Origin of the sequence: Marinobacter sp. EhC06 (assembly GCF_001650915.1) — a bacterium.
Lineage (GTDB): Bacteria > Pseudomonadota > Gammaproteobacteria > Pseudomonadales > Oleiphilaceae > Marinobacter.
Map to the genome: position 1 here is coordinate 91,637 of NZ_LXYO01000011.1, position 23,388 is coordinate 115,024.

Consider the following 23,388-nt stretch of genomic DNA (forward strand, 5'->3'; position numbering starts at 1 on the left):
ACTTTATGAAATCTGTTGCACTTCTTGATGGCGGCCTGGGCCAGGAAATCTACCGCAGGGCCATGAATGTTACGTCACTGCTCTGGTCAGTGGCGGTAATGCGGGAACAGACGGACGTTGTTACCGATGTCCATGCCGATTTTATCAGGGCAGGCGCCCGTACCCTGACACTGAACACCTATGCCGCAACGCCAACGCGACTGGCCAGAGAAGGCCTTGGCGACGAGATCGGTGCAATCCATCAACGGGCGTTCGAGGTATTGGAGCGCGCCATCGCGTTAACGGGCGCCGACGTTGATATCGCCGGTTGCCTGCCGCCCCTGGTCGGAAGTTATCGGAGCCAGCCTGCCCGGACGTTTGAGGATTTGAAATCGGAGTTCGATATTATCGTTGAACTGCAGCGTGGGGCAGATGTCTTCCTCATCGAAACCATGACGAACTCGCTGGAGGCGAAAGCTGCCTGTGCCGCCGCCGCTGAATCAGGCAAGCCCTTTGGGGTGGCGTTCCGGCTGGAAACGGATGGCAAACTTCGGTCCGGGGAAACGCTTGCAGAGGCTGTCGAAGCGGTTAAGCCGTTCGCGCCAACGGCTATCCTGCTCAATTGCTGCGATCCGGAAGTGATTTCGCGGGCAATGCCTGAACTGGCCGGCCTTTTCCCCTTAACGGGTGGCTACGCTAACGCGTTCAAAACGGTTGAGCCGATGGCCAGCGGAGCATTGGTGGATGAACTGGAAGCCAGGCCGGACGTGTCTCCCGGAGTGTATGCGCTTCAGGTGAAACAGTGGCTGGAGGACGGCGCGGGCGTTGTTGGTGGCTGTTGTGAGATTACGCCGGAGCACATCAGCCATCTGGCCGATGTGCTGACAGGCGAGTTTAACCTGGTACGGTTCTCGGAATTGGCCCGCAATTAGCCGGCGAGTCGAGGGCTTTTTGTCCTGCGCGCTTCCATGGCACGTTTGGAGCGACGTGCCTCAATGTATTGCATCGCATCGTTCCGGATAGGAAGGTGCAGGGCGCCTTCCAGATCGTGGCGGTCGTAGCCGAGATCTGACAGCGTGTCATCGTTTTCCTTCAGCAACGACTGCGCCATACGGCGGAATTTCTGGCGCCTGGCATACCCTTCAAACCATGAGGTGATCGGCTGGATTGCGGCGCTTGATTGATGCTCTGTGCTCTTCTGCATGTCTACGGCCCCGACAGTTGGTAAATGGCTGCACCAGCTCGCTTGGACGTTGTGTAACTCGCATACGGGTGCCTTCAGTGAGTATTCTGATCTCCTCTAAGTCTTCAATCAAACGAAAAGAATTTAAGATCTCGTTCAGTTATGCTTAAGTCAGTTTCAGGCCACAAAAATCGACTCGAGAGGTGCATTCGTGAAGATCCCGCTACTTGATAACGATGTCTTGAGGAGTTTCGTAGCCATCGCTGAGAGTGGCACATTCACCAGTGCGGCCAGAGTAGTGCACCGAACACCTTCCGCCCTGAGCATGCAAATCAAGCAGCTCGAAAGAAACCTGGGCAAAACCCTGTTTATTCGAGAACCGCGGCGCGTCACCCTGACGGCGGAGGGTGAGGTTCTGCTCGATTACAGCCGGCGGTTGTTGCGGTTGAACGAGGAAGCCGTCCAGCACTTCATATCGCCGACCCTCGAAGGAAAAGTGGGAATTGGTACGTCCGATGACGTCGGCACCCGGATTTTGCCTGAGGTGCTTGCGGAATTCGCCAGATCCTATCCCGCGGTTCTGGTTGATGTGGTTGTGGGCTCAAGCAAGCAAAACCTGGCTCGCCTCGACGCGGGTGAGCTGGATATGACCCTGGTTACTGTGGCGGACGAGGCCGGTATTGGCCGCGGTGAGCTGGTTCATGAAGAGCCTTTGGTCTGGGCTGGTAGGGAAGGGTCATCCGCTTACCAGCGTTCACCGTTGCCCATCGCCATGGCTCATGAAGGGTGCGCCTGGCGCCGGATGACGCTGCGGGCACTGGACAGAGCGGGTATTTCCTACAGAATTGCCTATACGTGTGAACATTGTTCAGGTCAGGAGGCGGCGATGCTGGCAGATCTTGCTGTGGCACCGTTTCCGCAAAGCCTGATACGCCCGCCCCTGAAAGAGGTGGTCAGTGGCAGCCTGCCGGAAATCGGCTCTTATCAGCTGGCCCTGGTAAGGCGGGGTTCCAACCCCTTGAACGATGCGCTTGCGTCTCACGTGAAGGAAGCATTTCAGGGCCTGAGCTGAATAGCTCTTCCATGAATGATCTTCCGGAAAATCTTTAGCCGATCGATTCGGAATCAAGGAAACCATTGATGACAGTTTATTTCGTCCAGGCCTTTATCTACCTGGTGGCAGCGGTGATCGCCGTGCCCCTGGCAAAACGCTTGGGGCTGGGCTCTGTCCTCGGGTATCTCGTGGCCGGTGTGGTGATTGGTCCGGTTACAGGGCTGGTGGGTCAGGAAGCCAACACCATCCAGCATTTTGCCGAGTTCGGCGTGGTAATGATGCTTTTCCTGGTTGGTATGGAGTTGGACCCCAAAGCACTCTGGGCCATGCGTGTCCGCCTGGTTGGCCTTGGCGGGCTTCAGGTGTTGCTGACGGCGGCAGCCGGCATGGCGGTGGCCGCCTGGCTCGGGCTCCAGTGGCAGACGTCACTTGCCGTAGGCTTGATCTTTGCGTTGTCTTCCACTGCGATTGTCCTGCAGACCCTCAATGAAAAGGGGCTGGTCAAAACCGAAGGTGGTCGCAGTGCCTTCTCGGTGCTGCTGTTCCAGGACATTGCTGTCATCCCGATGCTTGCGCTTATTCCATTGCTGGCATTACCGGAACTCATGGATGCCTCGGGTACCTCCGATGGTCATGGCGGCAACCTGAGCCTGGTGGACAGCCTTCCTGGCTGGGCCCATGGGCTGGTTGTGGTTGCAGCCATCGCGGCCGTGGTTGTAGGTGGTCATTACCTGAGTCGGCCCCTGTTCCGTTATGTGGTGCAGTCGGGTTTGCGTGAAGTTTTTACGGCCACTGCGTTGATGCTTGTGATCGGGATTGCAGCCCTGATGAGCCTGGTGAACCTGTCGCCGGCGCTTGGGGCTTTCCTGGCCGGCGTGGTACTGGCCAACAGTGAATTCCGGCATGAGCTGGAAGCGAATATCGAACCATTCAAGGGACTTCTACTGGGGCTGTTCTTCATCACCGTTGGCGCGGGCATCAACTTCGATGTGTTGTCTGAGCAATGGAGTACGGTGGTGTCACTTGCGGTTGCGGTGATCGCAGTCAAGGCCGCGATTCTGCTCGGCCTGGCTTTGCTGTTCCGAGTTCATGGCAGTAATGGCTGGCTGTTCACGCTGTCCCTGGCCCAGGCTGGTGAATTTGGCTTTGTGCTTCTGACCTACAGTGTCCAGAACAGTGTGATTGCCGTGGAAACCTCCCAGGTCCTCTCACTGGTGGTGGCGCTGTCGATGTTCCTGACGCCGTTGCTGTTTATCGTGTACGACCGGATTGTGTTGCCCCGTTATCGTCGTTCACAAAACGATGAGCGGGAGGCGGATACCATCGATGAACAGGCGCCGGTTATCGTTGCCGGTGTTGGTCGTTTCGGCCAGATTGTCTGCCGGCTGTTGCGGGCCAATAATGTTCCTATTGTTGCATTGGACCACGAGATCGAGCAGATCGAGAACCTCCGGCAGATCAACATCAAGAGCTTCTTCGGGGATGCGAGTCGGCCGGATTTGCTGGAAACTGCAGGCATCGAACAGGCCCGACTGTTGGTAGTGGCTATCGATGATCGTGACCGTTCGGTCCAGATGGTGGAGCACGTGAAGCAGTTCTTCCCCGGTGTCTGGGTACTGGCTCGCGCTTTCGACAGAGGCCACGGATATCGACTGCGGGAGGCCGGGGCCGATGATGTGGTGAGTGAAACCTATCATTCGGCACTTGAGCTCGGCGGTCATGCACTGACCGCCATGGGCGTGCACCCAATGCGTGCCCGTCAGATGACCTGGGCTTTCCTGGATAACGAGAAAGCCCACGAGGATGAGCTGTTCGAAGCCTGGAAAGAAATCGAGGAAGGTATCCGGTTCAGTCCCCGCTACGGTGAACTCTTCATGAAGCTCGAAGAAGCGCTTAGCAGCGCCATGCATCGGGACTGGGAAGAACCAAAGCAGGAGGATGTTCCCATATGGCGACCGCCGGACCGCTGACAGTGAGGAAACGCTAGGCTAAATTATTGCCTATGCGGCTGTAGAGGTCAGTATGGTGTTCAGGAAAACGCTTGTTGTTTCAGGTCTGGTTTTCGCCGGGTCCTGCGCTGCTGCCGAGTCGGGCAGGTACGATTGCATTGCCAGCAGTATTCAGCCGGAAGCCATTGATCTGGACAAACCGAGGGATCAGCTCGCCCGCCAGAACGATCTGTTGATTCCTGAGGGCGCGCGCATCGGCAGCATCCGAATTCTCCGCCGTCCGATCTTTGATACCACTGATCCGGAGCAGAACAACGCGCTCTATCGAACTTTGAACGCACTTAACACGCCTACGTGGGAATCTGCCTTGCGTGCCCAGTTGGTATTCGAGGAAGGCGATGTCTACGAGGCCGAGCTTATTTCCGAGTCCGAGCGGGTGCTGCGCCAGCGGGATTATTTGACTGCTGCATGGGTGGGCGTCACCCGGGTTTGTGGGGACGAAATCGAGGTAAGTGTTCTTACGCGGGATACCTGGACACTTTTCCCCAGCGTTGGCGTGTCGCGATCTGGCGGTGAGAACACCACCAACTTCGGGCTGTCTGATCCCAACTTTGCCGGGTCAGGCAAAAGCCTTGGCATCGGCTATGCGAAAGACCCGGACCGCACCGAAACCAGTCTGTATTTTGATGACCCGAACGTCTTGGGCTCTCACTGGCAGGCGGGGTTCTCGTTCGATGAGAGAAGCGATGGACGGGGTCGCGGCGCCTACCTCGAGAGGCCTTTCTTCAGTGAGACCACAAACTGGCGGTTTGGCCTGAGCGGCATTGATGACGTACGGGAGGAATCCCGTTATGTGGGTGCTGAGTCTATTGCGGATTATCGACGCAGCCAGGAGTTTTTCAGTATTGATGGGGGCTGGCGCCTGGCTGAGCGGAATGAACGCCAGCTCCGATTACTGGCGGGTTATCGATACGATGCCCTGGAATTCGAGAGGCTCCCCAACGAACCCAATCTGGACATCCTGCCCGACGACCGGACCCTGAGTTACCCCTGGATTGGCTTCGATTACCGCCAGAACCGCTTCCGGGAAATGACCAATCTGACGCGGCTCCAGCGAGTGGAGGATGTGCGTGATGGCTTCGTGTGGCGAACCGAGCTGGGCTACTCCGGCAGCGGGCTTGGTGCCACCGAGGACCGTGTGGTTCTGAATATGGATTTCCAGGATGTACTGCATGCATCGGAAACCAACTACGCCAGCTACACCCTCAGCCAGAGTGGCACTTACCGGCTCGACGAAGACCGGGTGGAAAACCTGTTGGGGACAGTGAGCGTTCAGTATTTTCACGGTGGCTCCGAGCAATGGAATAGCTGGTACACCAACCTCGCGTTCACGGCAGCGCACAATCTGACAGCGGACCAGCAACTGCTCATTGGCGGTGAGAACGGTTTGCGCGGGTACCCTAGTGAGTACCAGCAGGGCAACCGCCGCGCGCTATGGACCCTGGAGCGGCGTTATTTTCCGGACTGGCATCCGTTCAAGCTGTTTCGGGTGGGCGGCGTACTCTTCACCGATGTGGGCCGGGCCTGGTTTACCGATGACCGGAACAATGGACCGGACGAAGGCGTGCTGAAAGATGTTGGCTTCGGCATGAGGCTGGCGTCCAGCCGCATCGAGGTGCAACGCATGCTGCACCTGGACTTTGCCTTCCCCCTGGATGGCGACGACAGTATCGATGATGTTCAGATTCTGTTGCGGGGGCGTAGCCAGTTCTAGCGTCACCAGGTGTCGACAAACTGTCCGCCGCCGTCAGAGCAACCTCCGGAAGCGGAATTAAGCCCTCGTATTAACCACGCCCGCGTTTCCTGCGGGTCGATGACCGCATCAATCTCCAGGTAGCTGGCCACGTTGAGCGCTTTACCCTGCTCGTAGGCTTTGGCCACCAGGGCATCGAACATGGTCTTTCGTGATTCTTCGTCGGGCTGGGCGGCCAGCTCTTTGGCAAAGCCCAGACGCACGGCGCCTTCCCAGCCCATGGGCCCGAACTCACCGCTGGGCCAGGCTGCGGTGAAAAAGGGCGTGAGCATGCTTCCCGCCGCCATGGCCTGTGCGCCAAGCCCATAAGCCTTGCGCAGAACCACGGTGAAGAAAGGCACGTTGAGCTTGGCTGCTGCCACGAACATGCGCGAGACATGGCGAATGGTGGCCTGTTTTTCGGCGTCAGGCCCTACCATGAAGCCCGGGGTGTCGCACAGTGACACGATCGGAAGGTTGTGGGCGTTGCACAACTGCATGAAGCGGGCCGCCTTGTCCCCCGCGTTAGCATCGACCGCCCCGCCCAGGTGGCTCGGGTTATTGGCGATCAGGCCCATGGGACGGCCTTCAATCCGCACCAGTGCCGTGATCAGCCCGGGCGCAAATTGCCTGCGGAGTTCCAGAACACTGTCCTGATCTGCCAGGGTTTCGATGACCTGGCGGATATCGTAAACCCGCATTCGGTTTTCCGGAATCAGGTGGCGGAGCCGTCGTTGATCGGCGCACTGCCAGTCCTTCAAAGTGCCCTGGAAGTAAGACAGGTATTGCTTCGCCACGCGGACTGCCTCGGCTTCGTTCTCAACCAGGATATCAATCACTCCGTTGGGGCCCATCACTGAAACCGGCCCCACTTCTTCCGGACTGAACCGCCCAAGGCCGCCGCCTTCAATCATCGCGGGCCCTGCCATGCCCAGGTTGGCATCTTCGGTGGCGATGATGGTGTCGCAGCAGCCCAACAGGGCCGCATTGCCCGCGTAGCATCGGCCGGAGACAATGCCGAGCGTGGGCACCACGCCTGAGAGCCTGGCCATGCTGACAAAGGTATGACAGTCCAGAAAGGACACGCCGTTGGTGTCGGTGTCGGATGGGCGACCACCGCCGCCTTCCGCAAATAGAACCAGTGGAATTCGCCATTGCTCGGCCAGAGCCAGGATGCGGTCCGCCTTGCGGTGGTTGGCCAGCCCCTGTGTGCCGGCAAACACGGTGTAGTCGTAGGCCATGGTGGCGCAACGGCCGGCCTCTGCTCCGAATTCGGGGGCGTTCACGCTGCCGATGGCGGTAATCAGGCCATCCGCCGGGCTCATTTCAATCAACTTATCCACCGAACGTCGGCGGCGCTGTGCCGCCAGTGCGAGGGACCCGTATTCGTTGAAGCTGTCCGGATCGAGCAGGTCTTCAACGTTTTCGCGAGCGGTTCGCTGCTCGGTTTTACGCCGTTTTGCGACCGCCTCCGGTCGGCGCTCGTCAGTCAGCAGGTCATGGCGCTCCAGAACCTCTGCTAAATCGGCCCGGATGTACTCCAGATCAACCGTCTCTTCATCCTGAATGCCGCTCGCGTCCACGTCGGCGGGTTCCAGATACGCTAGCGCTTGCCCTTGGTTCACCGTTGCCCCTGGTTCCGCGGCAAGTGTATGGATGATGCCGGATTGTGTTGCCTTGACCACGAATTCCATTTTCATGGCTTCAAGTACCGCTATGGGATGGCCAATGGCCACTGCATCTCCGGATGCGACATCAATACTGACAACTGTGCCGGAGCTGGGCGCTGTGATGCCGATCGTTCCAGCCGGCGCGGGGCTGGCCCCCGAGCTTTCGATCGCCTCCGGGGCATTCGTGTTGCCAAAGTGCAGACTTGGATGGGATGAGTGGGTTTCTTCCGGGAGCAGGGTTTCCAGATGGTTTTCGACAAAGCGAGTGGTAACCGCCCAGGTTTCGACGCTCGAGTGGCGGACCAGGTTCTGAAGCAGACCAATATTGCTGCTGACACCGGTCAGCCGAAACTCGCACAGGGCCCGATACAGCCGGCGGAGCGTTGATGAATAATCGCTGCCATGGGCAACCAGCTTGGCGAGCAGGGAGTCAAACGACGGGCTGACGGTATAGCCGGCGTAACCATAGCCATCGACTCGTAAACCGGGGCCCGACGGTGGCTCGTAGGTGCTCAGTGTGCCGGTAGCGGCGGTGGCATGACCATCGGGGTGAAGCGTTTCGCTGTTGATCCGCGCCTGAATCGCGAATCCCCGCACCGTTGGTGCAGACTCAAGGGCCAGATCCGCGAGGCTGTGGCCCGCTAGTAACTGCAGCTGGGTTTGCACAAGATCAACACCGGTGATCTCCTCGGTGATGGTGTGCTCAACCTGAATGCGGGGATTGGCCTCCATGAAATAGAAACGGCCGGGCTGGTCCTGGTCCACCAGAAACTCAAAGGTACCGAGGCCACGGTAGTTAACGGATCTGGCCAGCTTCAGGGCGCAGTCGATCATGGCATCCCGGATCGAGGCGTCCAATGAAGGACTCGGCGCAATCTCAATCAGCTTCTGGTTGCGCCGCTGTAGGCTGCAGTCGCGCTCCCAGAGGTGGCTGACGGCCCCGGTACCGTCGCCAATTACCTGGATTTCAATGTGTCTCGCCCGCCCGATCAGCTGTTCAATGTATAGCGATCCATTGCCGAAGGCCGACTGAGCCTCAGACTGGCAGCGCTGGAAAGCCTGCTCGAGCTCTGTTTCGGAATAGACCGCGCGCATGCCGCGGCCGCCACCACCGGCAATCGCCTTGAGCATAAGAGGGCCATGCTCCCTCAGGAAAGCCCTGGCTTCGCCAAGGCTCACAGGTTTGTTGATGCCCTTGATCAGAGGAACGTCGCAGCTCTGTGCCAGAGCCCGGGCTGCTGATTTGTCGCCAAACCCTTCCAGCACCTCTGGCGACGGGCCAATAAAGACCAGACCGGCCCGCTCGCATTCGCGGGCAAAATCGGCGTTTTCCGCCAGAAAGCCGTAGCCTGGATGGACCGCCTCGCAGCCATGGGTCTTTGCAATGTCTATCAGTTGTGCCCCATCAAGGTAGGCCTTAACGCCACGGCCCGTGAGAGCCACTGCCTCATCGGCCATGCGGGTATGCAGGCTGGCGGCATCGTCTTCAGAGAATACGGTGACCGCCCGCATACCGAGCTCGCTGCAGGCTCGGGCAATGCGGATTGCGATTTCGCCGCGATTGGCAATCAGTACGGAGCGGAAAGTCATGGTACCTGGTTCCCCGGGGTGTGATTCTTATTGTGGGTGACAGAAGTCACCATCCTAGGAACGGGGCTCCGATTAGACAAATGAATTTGCTTGAGGGATGGTTATGAATCTGGTTGATGAGTTCAGGTTTCGGCAGTTTGCGCGCTCTTCCTGTTGCTGATCCTGAGCCCAAGGATCACCAGGAAGGCTCCCAGCCAGATGGTTAACGAGTAGTTTTCCCTGAACCAGATAACTCCGATCAGCAACCCGAATACGGCCGCTACGGCACCGAGCTGACTGTAGAAAACCGGGTTGGAGCGACGCTGCAGCTCAAAGGCGCAAAGGTAGGTCAGCGCGGTTAGCAGGCCCTGAAGAATGACAATGCCAGGGAGGTGAAATCCTGTGCTTTCCGGGAAAATGGAGGTCCCCGTCAGACCTGCGAAAAGGCCAAGCGTGAAAGCCGACGCCAGCAGCGTACCCGATGCAAGGATCATGGGTTTTACATCATCAGGCCAGGCTACTGAGCGATAGACGTTACCGATGGATAGCATGGCCGGGATAATCAGGCCCATGGCAAACCAGAGTATGTTGGGGCTGCTGATTTCCGAATGACGTTGCAGCACGATCCAGGCGCAGGCGACGACCGCAATCGATAGCCCGGTCAGTTTGATCCAGCTGCGTTTTTCGAGCCCGATGCCAGTGGCGATCAGAAACGTAAATATCGGTGGCAGGGCGTACATAATGCCCGTGAATCCTGCCCCCAGTTTGGTCACCAGATAGAATCCGATGACATTCGGGACTGCGATACCGGTCAAACCGCTGATAAGAAAATAGCGGGTCAGGCGACGTTCCAGCAGAGAGCGGCGTTTCTGGGAGAATACCAGCAGAACGGATCCTGCAATAAGCGTTTGCCAGAAAGCATAAGTGACGGCCGGCATACCCTGGGATGTTGCTGCTTTTGCCAGCGCCAGCATCAGAGCGATCAGAAATCCGTTGGCCAGCAGAAGTCCCCAGACTGCGGCCTGGGGCGGGAGAATTGCACGCTGCACTGAGGCTATCATCACCAAGTACTCCGGGTTGTGGAGGGATATCACCAGGAACCAGTTTGCCGCAGTTGATTCAGTTGATAATTGGGTGCATTCGAATAATACTCCTTCCAAATCAGAAATAATCAGGGGGTTCTGTGGCCACCGACAAGCTGGTAGCGATGACGATCTTCAGGCGCGTTGCGGAGCTGGGCAGCTTTACCCGGGCTGCGGACGACCTTGAGATCACCGCAGCAACGGTCAGCAAGCATATTGCCTTTCTGGAGCGGGATCTGGACACGAGACTCATCAACCGAACTACCCGCCGCATGAACCTGACCGATGCCGGGCTCGCCTTTCTGAAACGCACCCAGTCCCTGTTGGATGAGCTGGAAGACGCCGAGTTGGAGGCAAGAGGGTTTCAGGCGGAGCCCCGAGGGACGATAAGACTGAATGTGCCCATGTCGTTCGGTTTGACCCACATAACAGAGGCCATCGACAGTTTTCTCCGCGACTATCCTGAAATCGATATCGACCTTCAGCTCAGTGATCGAATGGTTGATCTGGTGGAGCAGGGCGTAGACATCGCTATTCGGATTCGAAGCTCACTGGCCGATTCGAGCCTCATGGCCAGGCCACTGAGAACGTCCAGAAATATTGTTTGCGCATCGCCTGGGTATCTGGAAGGTGCCCCGGAGATTCACGATCCGGAGGATCTGACACAGCACAACTGTCTAACGTTTTCGCTGCATGACAGACCGAGAGTCTGGGAGCTGGGCGATCGGGAGGTAAGGGTTAGCGGCAACTATCGAACGGACAGTAGCCTGGCGATTCGCCAGAGTCTGTTGAGGGGGGCCGGCGTTGGTTTATTGCCGCGGTTTCTGGTTCAGGGAGATATTGAGAAAGGCGCACTGATTCCCCTGCTGCCTGACTTCCCACCCAAACCCTATACTGTATTTGCCCTGTTCCCGCCGGGGCGCAAGCAACCCACGAAGGTCCGCCTGCTGCTTGATCACCTCGATCAGCATCTGGGGGAAAAACCCTACTGGGAGTAGTGCAAAGTGCACGAGGTGTTTACGGTGACCAGCTCATTGTTTCCGTGCCGGAAAATATGTAGTTCTATTCTATCCGTTTTTTTACTCGCTACGGTCTCATAGAGTTGCTACTTCATCCCGAAGGAGACAACTTTATGAACATACACGAAGCCCTGGACTGGCGTTACGCCGTCCGTGAATTTTCGCCCGAGAAGCTCGATGCCCAGACGGTGGAAACACTGGTTGATGCGGCTCGCAAGAGCGCCTCTTCCTACGGACTGCAGCCCTACAAAATTCTTGTCGTTGAGAGCAAAGCGGTACGACGGGATCTACTGGCTTATTCTTTCGGTCAGCAGAAGGTGTTGGACTGCTCACATCTGATTGTCTTTGCGGCGCACGCGGATATTGGCGATCACACCGTCGACAGGTATGTCACACAGTTTGTGAAAACCCGAGGCGTGCCTGTAGAAGACATTTCGGGCTACGTGAGCCACATGAAACAGGCACTTGCGGCCAAATCCCGCGCGGAGAAGCAAGCTTGGGCGCACCAGCAGGCCTACATTGCACTTGGTACTCTGCTTACCGCGGCGGCCTCAATGCGAATCGATAGCTGCCCGATGACCGGTTTTGACCACAGAGCCTACGATGAGGTACTCGGATTGGCGGAGTTAGGTCTGGAGAGTTCTGCCATTGTTGCCCTGGGCTATCGCAGCGCACGTGACAGGAGTTCTGGCTTGCCCAAAGTGCGTTTTGATTACGACGATCTGGTGATCAGGATGTAAGTGCTGGCCTGGCCGATTGATCGCTCTGGCTGGTGTTCCTTTGCCATAGGGTATAGGTTCGGAAGAACGGCGATACATTTTCAAGCAGACTGCCGTTCAAAAGGAGCACCAGCTCTATGAAGGTTTTTTCCAACCCGGTTGGTTCCGGAAATCTGTGGTTTGATAATCTCACCACGGCACAGGGCACGCCCGTCGCGTACGATCCACAGGCGAGGGCCTTCGTTCCCATGCCTCCCTTCTGTGTAAATCGGGATATTATCGGCTGCAACTGGATTGCGCCGGAAAAAGGGGCCTTCTGTCGGTCTTGCGCGATGACGGCGCTGGCACCCGATCCCAATATTCCCAATGCCATGCCGAACTGGGCCGAAACTGAGGCGGCAAAGCGCTGGGTGCTGGACAATCTCGGCCGTTGGCACTGGTTCCGCCCTGAGGATCCAGGCACGCGCCCGGTTTTCCACATGTTGGCCGAGGGGCTGACCCCGGTTGCCATGGGGCACGCCAACGGGGTGGTAACGATCAGTGTTGCAGAGGCGGATCCAGTGGTTCGTGCCACCCGGAGGCAAGCCCTGGACGAACCCTATCGAACCATGGTCGGCCATATGCGCCATGAAATCGCCCATATGCTATGGTGGCGCCTTAGCTTGCGTGAAGACTTTCTGGATGCGTTCCGGGAGATGTTTGGTGATGAACGCGCCGATTATCCGGCGGCCCTTGAACATCACTATCACAAAGGTCCGCCGGAAGACTGGAGGCTGTTCTATCTCACCAGCTACGCCTCGGCACACCCGCACGAGGACTGGGCGGAGACTGCCGCACACCTGCTGCACCTGACGGACATCACCGACAGCTTGGTGTCATCCGGTCTGACCTCGCCCGAGGTGCCGAGACAGGGTTGGGATCCCTACTCGGAGCCCGACACGGCAATGCTGATTAACGTTGCTGCGTCACTGGCCATCCGGGTTAACCATGTGAACCGCTCCATGGGACTGTCTGACCTGTACCCGTTTGTCCTGTCCGAAACGGCGCAACGCAAACTTGCGTTCGTGCACGACTGGTTACGCCGCGGGGCCCAGGGCCTCTAGTCCAGGTGAGCGCCGGTCAATCAGGCCGGCGACACGCCAAAGAGCCACTGGTGGGCCCACACCACCATAACCACATACACGGCAAGGCCGCCAACGATCGCAATGACGTCATTGGCTTTGGTGGCTGGCAACGTTGTGATGGCTCGCTGGGTTCTGCGCTTCATGGAGATCCGGTCGGCTACGGCCCAGGCCAGGAAGGAGCCGAATAGCAGAAGGTCGTGGAGCATCCCGTTGGCCAGCAGGTGAGCCAGAGCCCAGAGTTTGACGGCAACGAGCATGGGGTGCTTCAGTTTCGCCTTGATCTTGCCAGGCAGGTAGGTGGCAAACAGCAAGGGGAACACAGGCACCAGAAGCAGGAATGCCACGTGCTTGAGCCAGGCCGGCGGCACGTAGATCACTGTCGGATCCATCCGGGCGGCGCCATAACCCCAGACGATCAGAACCAGACCGACGAGGGACACCACGGAATACAGTCCTTTGAAGGCTCCCTCGCCCATGGACGCGTTCAGTCGGTTGCGCAGGGGCTCGTTTATGATTGAAAGCGAATGCACGCCCAGAAACAGAATGAGACCAACGATCAGTGTGGTCATTTGCAAAACTCCTTTTGGCTTGAGCGACAGGGTTGTCTGATTGGCAGGGCGCTTTTCTTGGAAAGCCCATTTGTGTGAAATCCAGATAAGTATAGGAAACCGGGACAGCAGATGCCTGAGCGTTTATGATCGGCGATCTGATTCACCGGATTGAAAAGGCGCCCATGAAGTTTCCCAAGGTCACTGTTGTACTGGTATCTGCCGCCCTGCTGTTTGTTCTATGGGACCAGACCCGTGAACAACCCGACCCCATCGATGCAAACCGCCTGACCAATTTGCGGGCCAATCCTGTTGAACTCAGTGCTGCAGTCGACTGGATTTTCACTCAGATTCCGGACTTCTGTTCAGACGCCACGGGCGAGGGCAGTGGCACGAAGTTCCACGCTGATTGCGTCGAAAAAGCCGAGGCAAGAACCTCTACTTGCCGTCGGATGCTTTACGATCGATTCCCGAGTGTTGTTGCTTCAGAGGCGACTTTCCGGGATGTTTCGCTCACGGCGATGGAGTGTCTTGTGCCCCGGTCGGGCCTGGTGAATCAGTCAGCGCAGTGGGATCGATAGCCTGAAGGGCTGATTCCGAATCTGGCCTTGAAGGCCCGGCTGAATTGACTGGAATCGTTGAATCCACATGAAAGTGCAATGGCAGTGATTTTGTCTCGGCTATTCCGAAGCCGGTCCCGGGCCAGGACTAATCGTTGCTCCTGGACATATTGATAAGGCGCACAGCCGAACGTAGCCCTGAAAAGCCTGGCAAAATGATAGGGGCTCAGGTTGACCCAGCTGGCCATGCTGGCAAGCGATAACGACTGGCCCAGTTCCGCGTTGATGCGTTCCTGCAAAAGCCGGCGGTACCGAAGCGACAACTGCCCCGTGACTTCCGGCAGTGTCTGTCGGACGCCGGAATGGCGACTGACAACCTGGAGAAGGAGCCATTGTGCGAGGTGGTCCATGGCCATGGTCTGGCCGGGAGCCTGCCAGTCGCTGAGCGCGAGGAGCTTTCCGGCCTGGGCGAGAACCGGGTCTTCGGCGTGGTACAGCTCGGAAAGCTGGCGCTTGTCCGGATCCGCATCCCATGTCTGTTCTGCGCACCGGGCGACGTCCAGGTCATTGAAATAGAGATGAAAAAATTCGAACTGTCCGCTGATTTGCCAACTTGAGCGGCTGCCTGCCGGGAACAGGCAAACGGCGCCCGGAAAGCCCTGGCTTACAACCTTTCCGTTCAATACCCTTCGAGCCTGCTCGCCCTTGTCTATGTAGATGCTCAAAGCATGGTGTCTGGGCCGCTCGTAACGCACCTCGCCCTGACGATTCTGCCATTGCGCCAGAGCCCGCCCCTGATCCAGTTCAAGCATTCGCTGCGGAGCGACGCCAGCCGTTCTCAGGGTATCGACAATGTCGCGATTGGCCGGCTGCAATTGCTTTGGGCATTCGGGCATGGGTTCGGAATCAGTCTGCATAGGGAGCCTCCGCAAGAATCATCCATGGTTCAGCAGGATCTGACAAGTTTTGGTGTGGTTTGAGCCCTATGCTGGCCCTGCTCAACAATTGTTCCCGATAGCAACAGGAATTAACGCCATGCCCATCTCTGTTCACTATGGTCTGACGGTACTGATCTGGGGGCTCACCTGGACAGCGATTCGTTTGCAGGTTGAAGCGGCGCCGGTCGACATATCTGTTTTCTACCGATTCGTCATGGCCTCTGTCGTCGCATTGCTGGTTGTAGCTCTGGTGCGCAGGCTGGAAAAACTGACCCTCAAACAGCACGGTTGGCTGGTGCTGCAGGGGGCAACCCTGTACAGCATCAACTTCCTGTTGATTTATCGCGCCGCAGAATCGATGACAAGCGGTCTGCTGGCGGTGGTGTTCTCGCTGGCCGCCCTGTTTAACGCTTTGAATGGCTGGCTCTGGTTGCGCCTGAAACCTACCGCTCGGCTTTATCCGGCAATCTCTCTGGGTATCACGGGCGTGGCCCTTCTGTTCTGGCATGATCTGCAGCTTGGCAATGCCACGGCGACCAGCATTCTGTTCGCGATTGCCGGAACCTTCTGGTTTTCCATGGGTAACCTGGTCAGCATCAAGGTGCGAATGTCACAGGTGCCGCTCTTCCTCGCCAACGCATGGGCCATGGTCTACGGCGCGGTGATTCTTGGCATCTGGTGCCTGATTCAGGGTGTGGAATGGGTGGTTCCGACTGCGGCGACATTCTGGGGGGCAACCGTCTTTCTGGCGGTGCCTGGCTCCATCATTGCCTTTTATTGCTACATCACCGTTATCCAGACTCTCGGAGCCGACAAGGCTGGCTACGCCACCGTGCTTTTCCCGGTGGTCGCCCTGAGTGTATCGACCTGGCTCGAGGGTTTTGAATGGACAGCAACCGCGGTGCTGGGCGCATCCCTGGCCCTGCTGGGAAATTATGTTTTGTTCCGATCGGCCAAAACATAACGCTGGTGTAGCTCGCGCACTGCGTCTGAGAGCGCGGGGAAGGGGCCCTCGGTGGGCACGCCCGGAACCACCTGGTTGATTGGCAGGGTTGCAACGGGCGGTGGCGCCACATGCAGTTCGTCCAGCCAGCTTGAAAGCTGCTCTGACGAGCTTGCATAGACGATTCGCCCAAGGCCAACCCAGCCGTGTGCAGCCGCGCACATCGGGCAGTGCTCGCCAGAGGTATACACCGTTGAGGCGGCTCGCTCATCCGGGGTCATGTTCTCGGCAGCCCAGCGGGCGATCTCGAACTCGGGGTGCCGGGTTTCATCACCGCCAGCGGTTTCGTTGTGTCCCTCGTACCTGACGGCACCGGTCTCATCCACCAGCACAGAGCCAAACGGCGGGTTCCCGCTATCAACGGCCATTGAAGCCAGTTCCACGCAGCGGGCAAGGTGTTTCATTTCAGTTTCGTAGATCACAATTCCTCCTTCACTGACCTCGGGCGTCCAGATAATGCATCCAAAGCATGCGGGCTGCTACCGCTCGCCACGGCGCCCATTGTTCGGCAAAGGCCAGTTGCTCTTCTTGTGTCGGTCGGGCGTTCAGGTTCTTGATGTCCCTTATCGCGGAGGCCAGAGCCAGGTCTCCCTGGGGCCAGACATCCGGTCGCCGTAGCGCCATCATGTAATAGATGTCGACGGTCCAGGGCCCCAGACCGGGTACTTCTAAAAGGTGGCTTCGGCCCTCGGCATCGTCAAGTGTTGCAAGCCTTGAGAGGTCCAGATCACCACTCGTTATCCGATTGGCCAGCTCAACACAATACCTGGATTTCTGTCGGGTAAGCCCGACTCGTCTTAGCTCAGGTTCGCCAGCCCTCTGGACCAGTTTCGGGGTTACCGATCCAAGGTGGGACGCTAGCCGCTGGAACATCGTAGCTGCGGCTTTGATAGAGACCTGTTGTTCAAGGATGATGTTGATCAATGATGCAAAGCCCGGTTCGCGAGTCCAGATTGGGGGGTATCCCAGTCGGGCTCGCACCTCGCAAAGATCGGGATCTTTCTCAGCCAGGACGTCAACGCCCATCCTCAAGGTTTCGTCAGTGATCGTCTTTTGTTGCATAAGCCCCTTTTTGCCTAATGGCGAGCCGATTCCCGGTCTCCGTTCAGGATCTGCTGCTGCACATAGGAGCGAGCTTGCTCCGGCGGCAGAGACTCCATTGCAAAGGTCAATGCCGACCAGACCAGAGCCATCATGACGGTCTGGAGTGAAACGCTGCCATCGGCGGGCAGTACCTGGTCGTCTGCCAATAAGGTGTTGATGACCTGCAGGAGCTCGGGAGAAGAGCGGCAATCCTCAACAGTTGCAGGGATTGATGGTGTATCCGGGGATACGTGCTCAAAGAACAACGTTTGGGCTGCTCGGGCGTATCCGGCACGAAAAGGCTTCTGGTTCGAGCGTTCGATGATGTTTCCCATCGCGCTGCAGATGGAAGCCGAGATCACGATGCCCGAGTAGCCGCCGGGTGTGTCGTGACGAAGCTGTCGTTTCGATCGGAATTGTTCGAGCCGTTTCGAGATGGCTGTGCCGTAGTGGGCGATCTCGTCCACCATTTCAACGCCGCTGTCATCGAAGGGTTTGGTTATCAGGCTCATGGAATGACTCTCAAATCAGTCGGGCAAACTGGACAGCCGCTTTGGAACCGGCCCCCACGAGCCCTGTCCACAGCCTTAGAAGAAGACTCGCTTCAGCGGATCGATTTTGCCCGGCTTCGTCACGATGGCGGACTTCGTCGAGCCGGCATTTCTCGAATCCTGCAAGTATAGCCCGCTCCGACTCGCGCCATGCATACGGAGAAAGCTTTTTGATCTGCTCCTGGTAGTGCAGGTCAACAAAGGTTTCCACGGCTTCGATCGTGGCGAAAATCGCCTGTTTTCCCATCAATGCCGGGATAAGACCCGTCAAAAAGCCGGCCAGGCGCCACAGTGGCAGCAGCAGGCTTGGGCGATAGCAGCACTGAAGCTGGTTAAAGAAACGTAGATGCTCGCTCTCCGACGCCAGGTGCTCCGTTGCGAAATTCAGCAGCTCTTTTCGGGGGCGCGTCGCCAGAATTCCCCGGTAAATCCAAACGGCACCGGTTTCTCCCGCATGACTGCAACGCAGCTCCTGCTCGAATTGCCTGCTTACTCCAACCTGAGAGAGCTGGTGGTGTATACCGTCGATGTTAAGCTCCGCCATCATTAAATTTCCGCAGACACGATAAGGTTTGTACGAACGAGGCCACCTTTGGTTCTCAGGCTCGATCGCTGGCGAAACACGAGTGTCATTCCCATAAGGATATGCCCTTAGCCCGGAAAAGAATCCCACTGTGTTTAAGGCGCGTACCGTTTTGAGTATTTTCAACGACCAACCAATGAGGTGAAGTCAAAATGAAACTTACTTTCAAGAACGGTCTGACCGCAATTGCACTGACACTGGTTTCCGGTTTCGCCATGGCAGCGGAGCACGTTGTCGAGATGAAAAACTCCGGCGCTGACGGTGCCATGGTCTTCGAGCCAGGCTTCGTGAAAGCTGAGCCCGGCGACACAGTTAAATTTGTTCTGGTGGACCCGGCCCACAACTCCGTTTCCGTAGAAGTGCCTGAGGGCGCGGAAGGTTGGCAGGGCGCCATGAACGAGGGCATCACAGTGACGCTTAATGAGGAAGGAGTGTACGTCTACAAGTGCACGCCCCACGCGGCATTGAACATGGCTGGCGTGATTCAGGTAGGTGAGCCGGCGAACTATGACGCTGCAAAAGCGGCCGTCGATAAACTGACCGCAGCAGCTGCCACCAACAAGGATCGGTTGACTGGCTACTTCGAACAGGTTGAGAAGTAACTTCTCCATCCCAGCCGCGGTTCTTTTGCCGCGGCTGCTTTTGTTTCCTCAAGCAAAGCTGACCAACCAAGTAAATTTTGGTCAAACCTTCCAGCATTTAGTCAATTCGTCGGGGTATAAAAGCGGCTACAATAAGTTTGAGGGCGTTCAGAATTCGATTGTAAGCCTCATGTACAGCTCTGCTGAAGTGTATTTTTCTCGAGTGCGTCCCGATGAAGGTTCTAGGCTGTTTTTTGTTTTTGTTCTTCTCTTTTCAGGCTGTCTATGGTGATGAGCTGTCCGACGAGCCTCTCCTCTTCTGTAACAGCCATTGGCCACCTTACAGTTATGGTAATGACGATGGTTTAGCCATCGGTGGATATGCGGTTGATTTCTTGCATGAGGTATCAGGCCGAATTGCGCGACCGGTCGAGTTGCGAATTCTTCCCTGGCTTCGATGCCTCAAAATGGCAGAGGATGGCGACGTTGACGGCATCATGCTGCTCACCGAAAACGAGGAGCGAAAGCAGTTTCTCCTCATGAGTCGCCCGATCATTTCCGATGCCAACCTGCTTTGGTACCGAATTGATAGCCCCCACGCCCTTCCGCGTTCGAGGTTTGCCGATTTGCAGGGGCTCAGAATAGGGGTGGTGACAGGTTTCAATTATGGTGAGCCATTTAACACTGCTGTAGTGCAATCGAATCTTATGGTGGATGAAGCACCATCAATTCTGGGTAATTTCAGGCGCCTGGATCGTCACTGGATAGATGTTTTTCTGGTCAACCGGATGGCAGCGGACTATGCGCTCCATGATTATCCGCTGTTGAAAGCGAGGATGGTGGCGCATGAAGGGCCGTTCGAGTCAGTCGGTTTCCGAATAGGCCTGGCAAAAGCTGGGCGGGCAGCCGGTTTGTTAGCAGACATCGATAAGGTTCTTGAGGATATGCGCGAGGATGGCACTATCGACCGAATCATGCTCGAAGAACCTTTCGAATACCGCAGATAAAATCCTGCCTCGGAACAGCTCTGCTCCGCAATAATGGGCGTAATTACAATTCGATTCGACCTATTCAGGAGGCGACGTTTTGAGCAGCGACCCGGCTTATGTTCCCCGCATTGCCAGTGCACTGAAAACACAATTCGTGGCTGATGCCCTCGCCATGCCCGTACACTGGTATTACAACCCTATGGATATCGAGAAGGCTTTCCCGGGCGGCATCCAGGGATTTGAAGCTGCACCTGACTTTCACCCATCTTCCATCATGTCTTTGCACTCGACCCGAAGCGGTGGTCGTCGTTCTGGTCATAAATCTGAGGCGGAGCCGCAAATTGTGGGCAACGTGATCCTTAAGGGCCGTGGCCAGTTCTGGAATGTGCCGAACGTGCATTATCACCATGGAATGGGCGCGGGCGAGAACACCCTGAATTCCCATTGCAGCCGCGTGCTCATGCGTTGCCTGGCGGACGGGAACGGTGAATACAGTTCTCGGGCGTTTCTTTCGGCGTACATCGGCTTTATGACCGCCGATCCACCGGCGCATCCGGATACCTATGCTGAATCCTACCACCGAGGGTTTTTCGCCAATTATGCGAAGGGTTTACCGGCGCAGCAGTGTGCCATGGTTACCCACGATACGCCTTCCATCGGTGGCCTGGTGACCATTGCCGCACTGGTGTTTGCGGAGCGACTTCGTGGCAGCGACGTAACCGGAATTCAGGCCCATTGTCGGGACCATCTTGCGCTGACCCATCCGGATGAGAGCTTGATGAGGGTGTGCGACCGCTACGTGAAACTTCTCTGTGGTCTGCTCGAAGGTCCCGATGACGAGGGTATCAAGGCGCTGCTTTCAGAGGCTGGCAAGGGTGCTGGCGGGCTGGATGTCGCCGGGTTGGTCAAGCGGAACCTGCCCGACAACCAGGTCGTGGGCCGGATGTATTCGCCAGCGTGTTATATCTCCGACTCCTGGCCGGTCGTTCTTTACCTGGCCTACAAGTACCGGAACGATCCATGGCTGGCGCTTCGCATGAACACCAACCTCGGTGGCGATAACGTTCACAGAGGCATCGTGCTGGGGACGCTTTTGGGGCTGACGACCGGTCAAGTGGCCACCAACTGGTTCGATCAGTTGGTGGACCACAAGGCGATCAGTGAGGAGATCACCGCGCTGATCAGCGCGGCAACCGCTCCCAGATAGTCACTTCCGACAGGGTATGTTGGAACTTGTGCTGGGTTTCGCGGATAACGAAAGGCACCTTTTTCGGCTCACTGACTAACCGGAAATGCTGTGAGAGGTGTTCTTTCAGGCCATCCAGCGTTGTGTGATTCTCACCATCCTTCTTGAAACCGCCAATCCACTCTTCTTTTGGCGTATGTTCCTCCAGCCAGGTGTAGGGGGAGGCAATAACCAACAGGCCACCGTCGTTAATGCGCTCGTGAATGCTGTCCAGGAAGCGCCTTGGGCGGTAAAGGCGATCAATGAGGTTGGCCGCCAGAACAAGGTCGTAGCCCGAGTACTGCGGTTTCAGGTTACAGGCATCGCCCTGGTAGAAGCTTACCCGATCTGAGCATTCCTCAAGGCCCAGCTCTTTAAGTGTCCGGGTGTGATAGCTGACCAGTTCACCTTCCTCTGCCAGCGCATAGCGAATGGAGCCCTGCTCGGCCATCTCCACGCCCAGCCTGATAAAGTTGGCCGAGAAATCGACGCCTTCCACCTCGTCAAAGCGCCTTGCTAATTCAAAACTGGACCGACCGCAGGCACAGCCCAGATCCAGGGCTTTTCCGGTTGGCTTGCCCGTCATCGCATCCAGGGCAAGATCCGCCAGGGCTTTGGGGAAGTTCTCGACACCAAACCAGGTGTCACCGAAGTGGAATTCCGCGTATTCAGTCAGCAACCGGTCGCTTTCATAGTAAGCGTTGGGTTGCACTGCTTCGCTTTCGGAGGCGATGTAGCGGAAGCCGGCGTGCTGGAAGAAGTGCCTCCGGAAAGCATAACGAGCCGATAACCGGGCTTCGTTGCCGCAGGAAATCCAGGAGCCTCCTTTGATCAGGTTGTGCTGCCCATCGAAAGTGGGCGTTGTGAAGTCGTCGTACAGCGGGTGAACTTTAAAATTGTCGAATGGGTAGGTGGGCGTTTCCATCCATTGCCAGACGTTGCCAACCACGTCGAACCACTGACCGTGCCGGAACCGGGTAACCGGGCAAGACGATGCTCCATGGTCGAGATGCAGGTTGGCATTGGCTGGATCATGGCCCACTTCTTCGATGCCCGCCTCGGCGCACAGGCGGTACCACTCGTCCTCGGTGGGCAGGCGGATGGGCTGGCCGGTTTGCTCCCGTTTCCACTCGCAGAAGGCTTTGGCCTCGTGGTAGTTCACCTCGACGGGCCAGTCCCAGGGCATCTCGACCTCTTCAGTCATAAGGCGCAGATGCCAACCGTTCTGCCAGCGCCAGAAAGTCGGATGCTTCGCCCTGGCGAATTGCCGCCAGGCACAACCTTCGTCACTCCAGAACTGGTCTTCCTGGTAACCACCGGCTTCAACAAACCCCAGAAATTCCTGGTTGCTGACGAGATACTGACTGGCCCTGAATTCATCGACCTCGGCCTCATGCTCGCCATATTCATTGTCCCAGCCGTAGTAGGCGTCATCGTAAGATTTGCCGATTGAAACTGTGCCGGCTGGCACGGTAATCAGTTCGTTTTCCGGCGCTTCACCGGTTTCACGAATCGGGGCCCATTCCGGCTGCGGACGGACCCTTGCCAGATCATGCTGGCGGATTAGCACAGACGAGGTCTCCAAATGGATACGCTCGTGCTCGACGCCCATGACGATCGGCCACCAGGGATTCTCCCAGTTGATCGGCAGGCTGAGCGGGAGTGTTTCAATCAGGTCCAGAACGGTGGCGCGGACTTTAGCGCGGTAATCCAGCACCTCGGCAACGGTGGGCCAGTCGTAATGATCTTCGTCCAGATCGTCCCAGCTCATCTCATCAACGCCCACCGCGAAAATCGACTCCATGTGAGGGTCGATGCGCTCTGGAAGGAGTTTAGCCAGCACCAGTTTATTGACGAAAAAAGTCGCGGTATGGCCGAGGTAAAAAATGAGAGGGTGTCTCAGGGGAATCGACTTTTGGAAATAGCCCGAATCATCGGCGAGGCAGTCGAAAAGGCGCGTGTAGGTGTCAAAGGTGTTCGTGAAGTAGGAAGCGATTTCAGCGCGTTTGTCCTCCACAGACCCAACACTCAGATCCGGCGTTCTGAGCAGGCCGACTCCGGGTTTGAGGGCTCGGCTGGGGGACTGCACTTCCGGTATTGGCATTGTCATTTCTGGACACGTCCTTTGTTGTGTTTGCTAACAGCAATACGTCTTCTTTGTGGGGGATGGTTCAATTTCCCCCCGAA

General features: G+C 57.2%; 22 protein-coding genes. 12 read left to right on the forward strand and 10 right to left on the reverse strand.

The annotated features are described in order from the left end of the window. Positions 1–5: 5 nt before the first annotated feature. On the forward strand, positions 6–911 hold the full coding sequence (locus A8B84_RS06220) for a homocysteine S-methyltransferase family protein (RefSeq protein WP_064227813.1): 906 nt from the start codon (positions 6–8) through the stop codon (positions 909–911). Here A8B84_RS06220 and A8B84_RS06225 read toward each other — a convergent pair. Further along, a complete protein-coding gene (locus A8B84_RS06225; protein WP_227512691.1) occupies positions 908–1,183 on the reverse strand; it encodes a hypothetical protein in 276 nt (91 codons plus the stop codon). The genes A8B84_RS06220 and A8B84_RS06225 overlap by 4 nt on opposite strands. A 190-nt stretch (positions 1,184–1,373) precedes the next feature. Here A8B84_RS06225 and A8B84_RS06230 point away from each other — a divergent pair, with 190 nt between their 5' ends. The 3 genes from A8B84_RS06230 to A8B84_RS06240 all read left to right on the forward strand — a co-directional run bounded on the left by A8B84_RS06230 (position 1,374) and on the right by A8B84_RS06240 (position 5,939). Next, on the forward strand, positions 1,374–2,234 hold the full coding sequence (locus A8B84_RS06230) for a LysR substrate-binding domain-containing protein (RefSeq protein WP_064227814.1): 861 nt from the start codon (positions 1,374–1,376) through the stop codon (positions 2,232–2,234). Between the two features lie 68 nt (positions 2,235–2,302). Next, complete coding sequence (locus A8B84_RS06235; protein WP_064227815.1) at positions 2,303–4,186, forward strand: monovalent cation:proton antiporter-2 (CPA2) family protein; 1,884 nt, start codon at positions 2,303–2,305, stop codon at positions 4,184–4,186. A gap of 52 nt (positions 4,187–4,238) precedes the next feature. Further along, entirely contained in the window at positions 4,239–5,939 is a 1,701-nt protein-coding gene (locus A8B84_RS06240) for a BamA/TamA family outer membrane protein (protein WP_064227816.1), read from the forward strand. 2 nt (positions 5,940–5,941) lie between these two features. On the opposite strand, the gene A8B84_RS06245 is transcribed toward A8B84_RS06240, so the two are convergent. Then, complete coding sequence (locus A8B84_RS06245; protein ID WP_064227817.1) at positions 5,942–9,217, reverse strand: carboxyl transferase domain-containing protein; 3,276 nt, start codon at positions 9,215–9,217, stop codon at positions 5,942–5,944. A gap of 122 nt (positions 9,218–9,339) precedes the next feature. Further along, the gene (locus A8B84_RS06250) at positions 9,340–10,257 is read right to left on the reverse strand and encodes a DMT family transporter (protein WP_201257861.1); all 918 of its coding nucleotides are present in this window, start codon (positions 10,255–10,257) and stop codon (positions 9,340–9,342) included. Between the two features lie 122 nt (positions 10,258–10,379). Here A8B84_RS06250 and A8B84_RS06255 point away from each other — a divergent pair, with 122 nt between their 5' ends. The 3 genes from A8B84_RS06255 to A8B84_RS06265 all read left to right on the forward strand — a co-directional run bounded on the left by A8B84_RS06255 (position 10,380) and on the right by A8B84_RS06265 (position 13,119). Beyond that, complete coding sequence (locus A8B84_RS06255; protein WP_064227818.1) at positions 10,380–11,276, forward strand: LysR family transcriptional regulator; 897 nt, start codon at positions 10,380–10,382, stop codon at positions 11,274–11,276. 134 nt (positions 11,277–11,410) lie between these two features. Then, positions 11,411–12,037, forward strand: coding sequence for an NAD(P)H-dependent oxidoreductase (locus A8B84_RS06260; protein ID WP_064227819.1), 627 nt, complete (start codon positions 11,411–11,413; stop codon positions 12,035–12,037). A 116-nt stretch (positions 12,038–12,153) separates the two neighbouring features. Continuing rightward, positions 12,154–13,119 (forward strand): putative zinc-binding metallopeptidase, encoded by a 966-nt coding sequence (locus tag A8B84_RS06265; protein WP_064227820.1) that lies wholly within the window; start codon positions 12,154–12,156, stop codon positions 13,117–13,119. Between the two features lie 20 nt (positions 13,120–13,139). Here A8B84_RS06265 and A8B84_RS06270 read toward each other — a convergent pair whose 3' ends face one another. After that, entirely contained in the window at positions 13,140–13,709 is a 570-nt protein-coding gene (locus tag A8B84_RS06270) for an NnrU family protein (RefSeq protein ID WP_064227821.1), read from the reverse strand. 125 nt (positions 13,710–13,834) lie between these two features. Between A8B84_RS06270 and A8B84_RS06275 the strand changes: the two genes are divergently transcribed. Continuing rightward, entirely contained in the window at positions 13,835–14,269 is a 435-nt protein-coding gene (locus A8B84_RS06275) for a hypothetical protein (RefSeq protein ID WP_064227822.1), read from the forward strand. Here A8B84_RS06275 and A8B84_RS06280 read toward each other — a convergent pair. Continuing rightward, positions 14,245–15,165, reverse strand: a complete 921-nt coding sequence (locus A8B84_RS06280) for a helix-turn-helix domain-containing protein (protein WP_064227823.1) — start codon at positions 15,163–15,165, stop codon at positions 14,245–14,247. The two genes, A8B84_RS06275 and A8B84_RS06280, sit on opposite strands and share 25 nt — an antisense overlap. Positions 15,166–15,283: 118 nt before the next feature. Here A8B84_RS06280 and A8B84_RS06285 point away from each other — a divergent pair, with 118 nt between their 5' ends. Next, positions 15,284–16,150: a DMT family transporter gene (locus A8B84_RS06285; protein WP_064227824.1), complete on the forward strand. Its 867-nt coding sequence runs from the start codon at positions 15,284–15,286 to the stop codon at positions 16,148–16,150. On the opposite strand, the gene A8B84_RS06290 is transcribed toward A8B84_RS06285, so the two are convergent. Genes A8B84_RS06290 through A8B84_RS06305 form a run of 4 tightly spaced genes read right to left on the reverse strand, consistent with a single transcriptional unit; the run spans position 16,120 to position 18,370 of the window. After that, entirely contained in the window at positions 16,120–16,611 is a 492-nt protein-coding gene (locus A8B84_RS06290; RefSeq protein ID WP_227512692.1) for a nucleoside deaminase, read from the reverse strand. The two genes, A8B84_RS06285 and A8B84_RS06290, sit on opposite strands and share 31 nt — an antisense overlap. Before the next feature lie 10 nt (positions 16,612–16,621). Next, a complete protein-coding gene (locus A8B84_RS06295) occupies positions 16,622–17,251 on the reverse strand; it encodes a DNA-3-methyladenine glycosylase family protein (RefSeq protein ID WP_064227825.1) in 630 nt (209 codons plus the stop codon). Positions 17,252–17,265: 14 nt separating this feature from the next. Beyond that, positions 17,266–17,784, reverse strand: a complete 519-nt coding sequence (locus A8B84_RS06300; RefSeq protein ID WP_064227826.1) for a hypothetical protein — start codon at positions 17,782–17,784, stop codon at positions 17,266–17,268. A 10-nt stretch (positions 17,785–17,794) separates the two neighbouring features. Next, positions 17,795–18,370: a demethoxyubiquinone hydroxylase family protein gene (locus A8B84_RS06305; RefSeq protein ID WP_082905103.1), complete on the reverse strand. Its 576-nt coding sequence runs from the start codon at positions 18,368–18,370 to the stop codon at positions 17,795–17,797. Between the two features lie 188 nt (positions 18,371–18,558). Here A8B84_RS06305 and A8B84_RS06310 point away from each other — a divergent pair, with 188 nt between their 5' ends. The 3 genes from A8B84_RS06310 to A8B84_RS06320 all read left to right on the forward strand — a co-directional run bounded on the left by A8B84_RS06310 (position 18,559) and on the right by A8B84_RS06320 (position 21,183). Next, on the forward strand, positions 18,559–19,008 hold the full coding sequence (locus tag A8B84_RS06310) for a pseudoazurin (protein ID WP_064227827.1): 450 nt from the start codon (positions 18,559–18,561) through the stop codon (positions 19,006–19,008). Positions 19,009–19,220: 212 nt separating this feature from the next. After that, positions 19,221–19,994, forward strand: a complete 774-nt coding sequence (locus A8B84_RS06315) for a substrate-binding periplasmic protein (protein WP_064227828.1) — start codon at positions 19,221–19,223, stop codon at positions 19,992–19,994. A 79-nt stretch (positions 19,995–20,073) separates the two neighbouring features. Then, the gene (locus A8B84_RS06320) at positions 20,074–21,183 is read left to right on the forward strand and encodes an ADP-ribosylglycohydrolase family protein (RefSeq protein WP_064227829.1); all 1,110 of its coding nucleotides are present in this window, start codon (positions 20,074–20,076) and stop codon (positions 21,181–21,183) included. Here A8B84_RS06320 and ovoA read toward each other — a convergent pair. Further along, a complete protein-coding gene (gene ovoA / locus A8B84_RS06325) occupies positions 21,158–23,311 on the reverse strand; it encodes a 5-histidylcysteine sulfoxide synthase (RefSeq protein WP_064227830.1) in 2,154 nt (717 codons plus the stop codon). The two genes, A8B84_RS06320 and ovoA, sit on opposite strands and share 26 nt — an antisense overlap. Between the last annotated feature and the right edge of the window lie 77 nt (positions 23,312–23,388).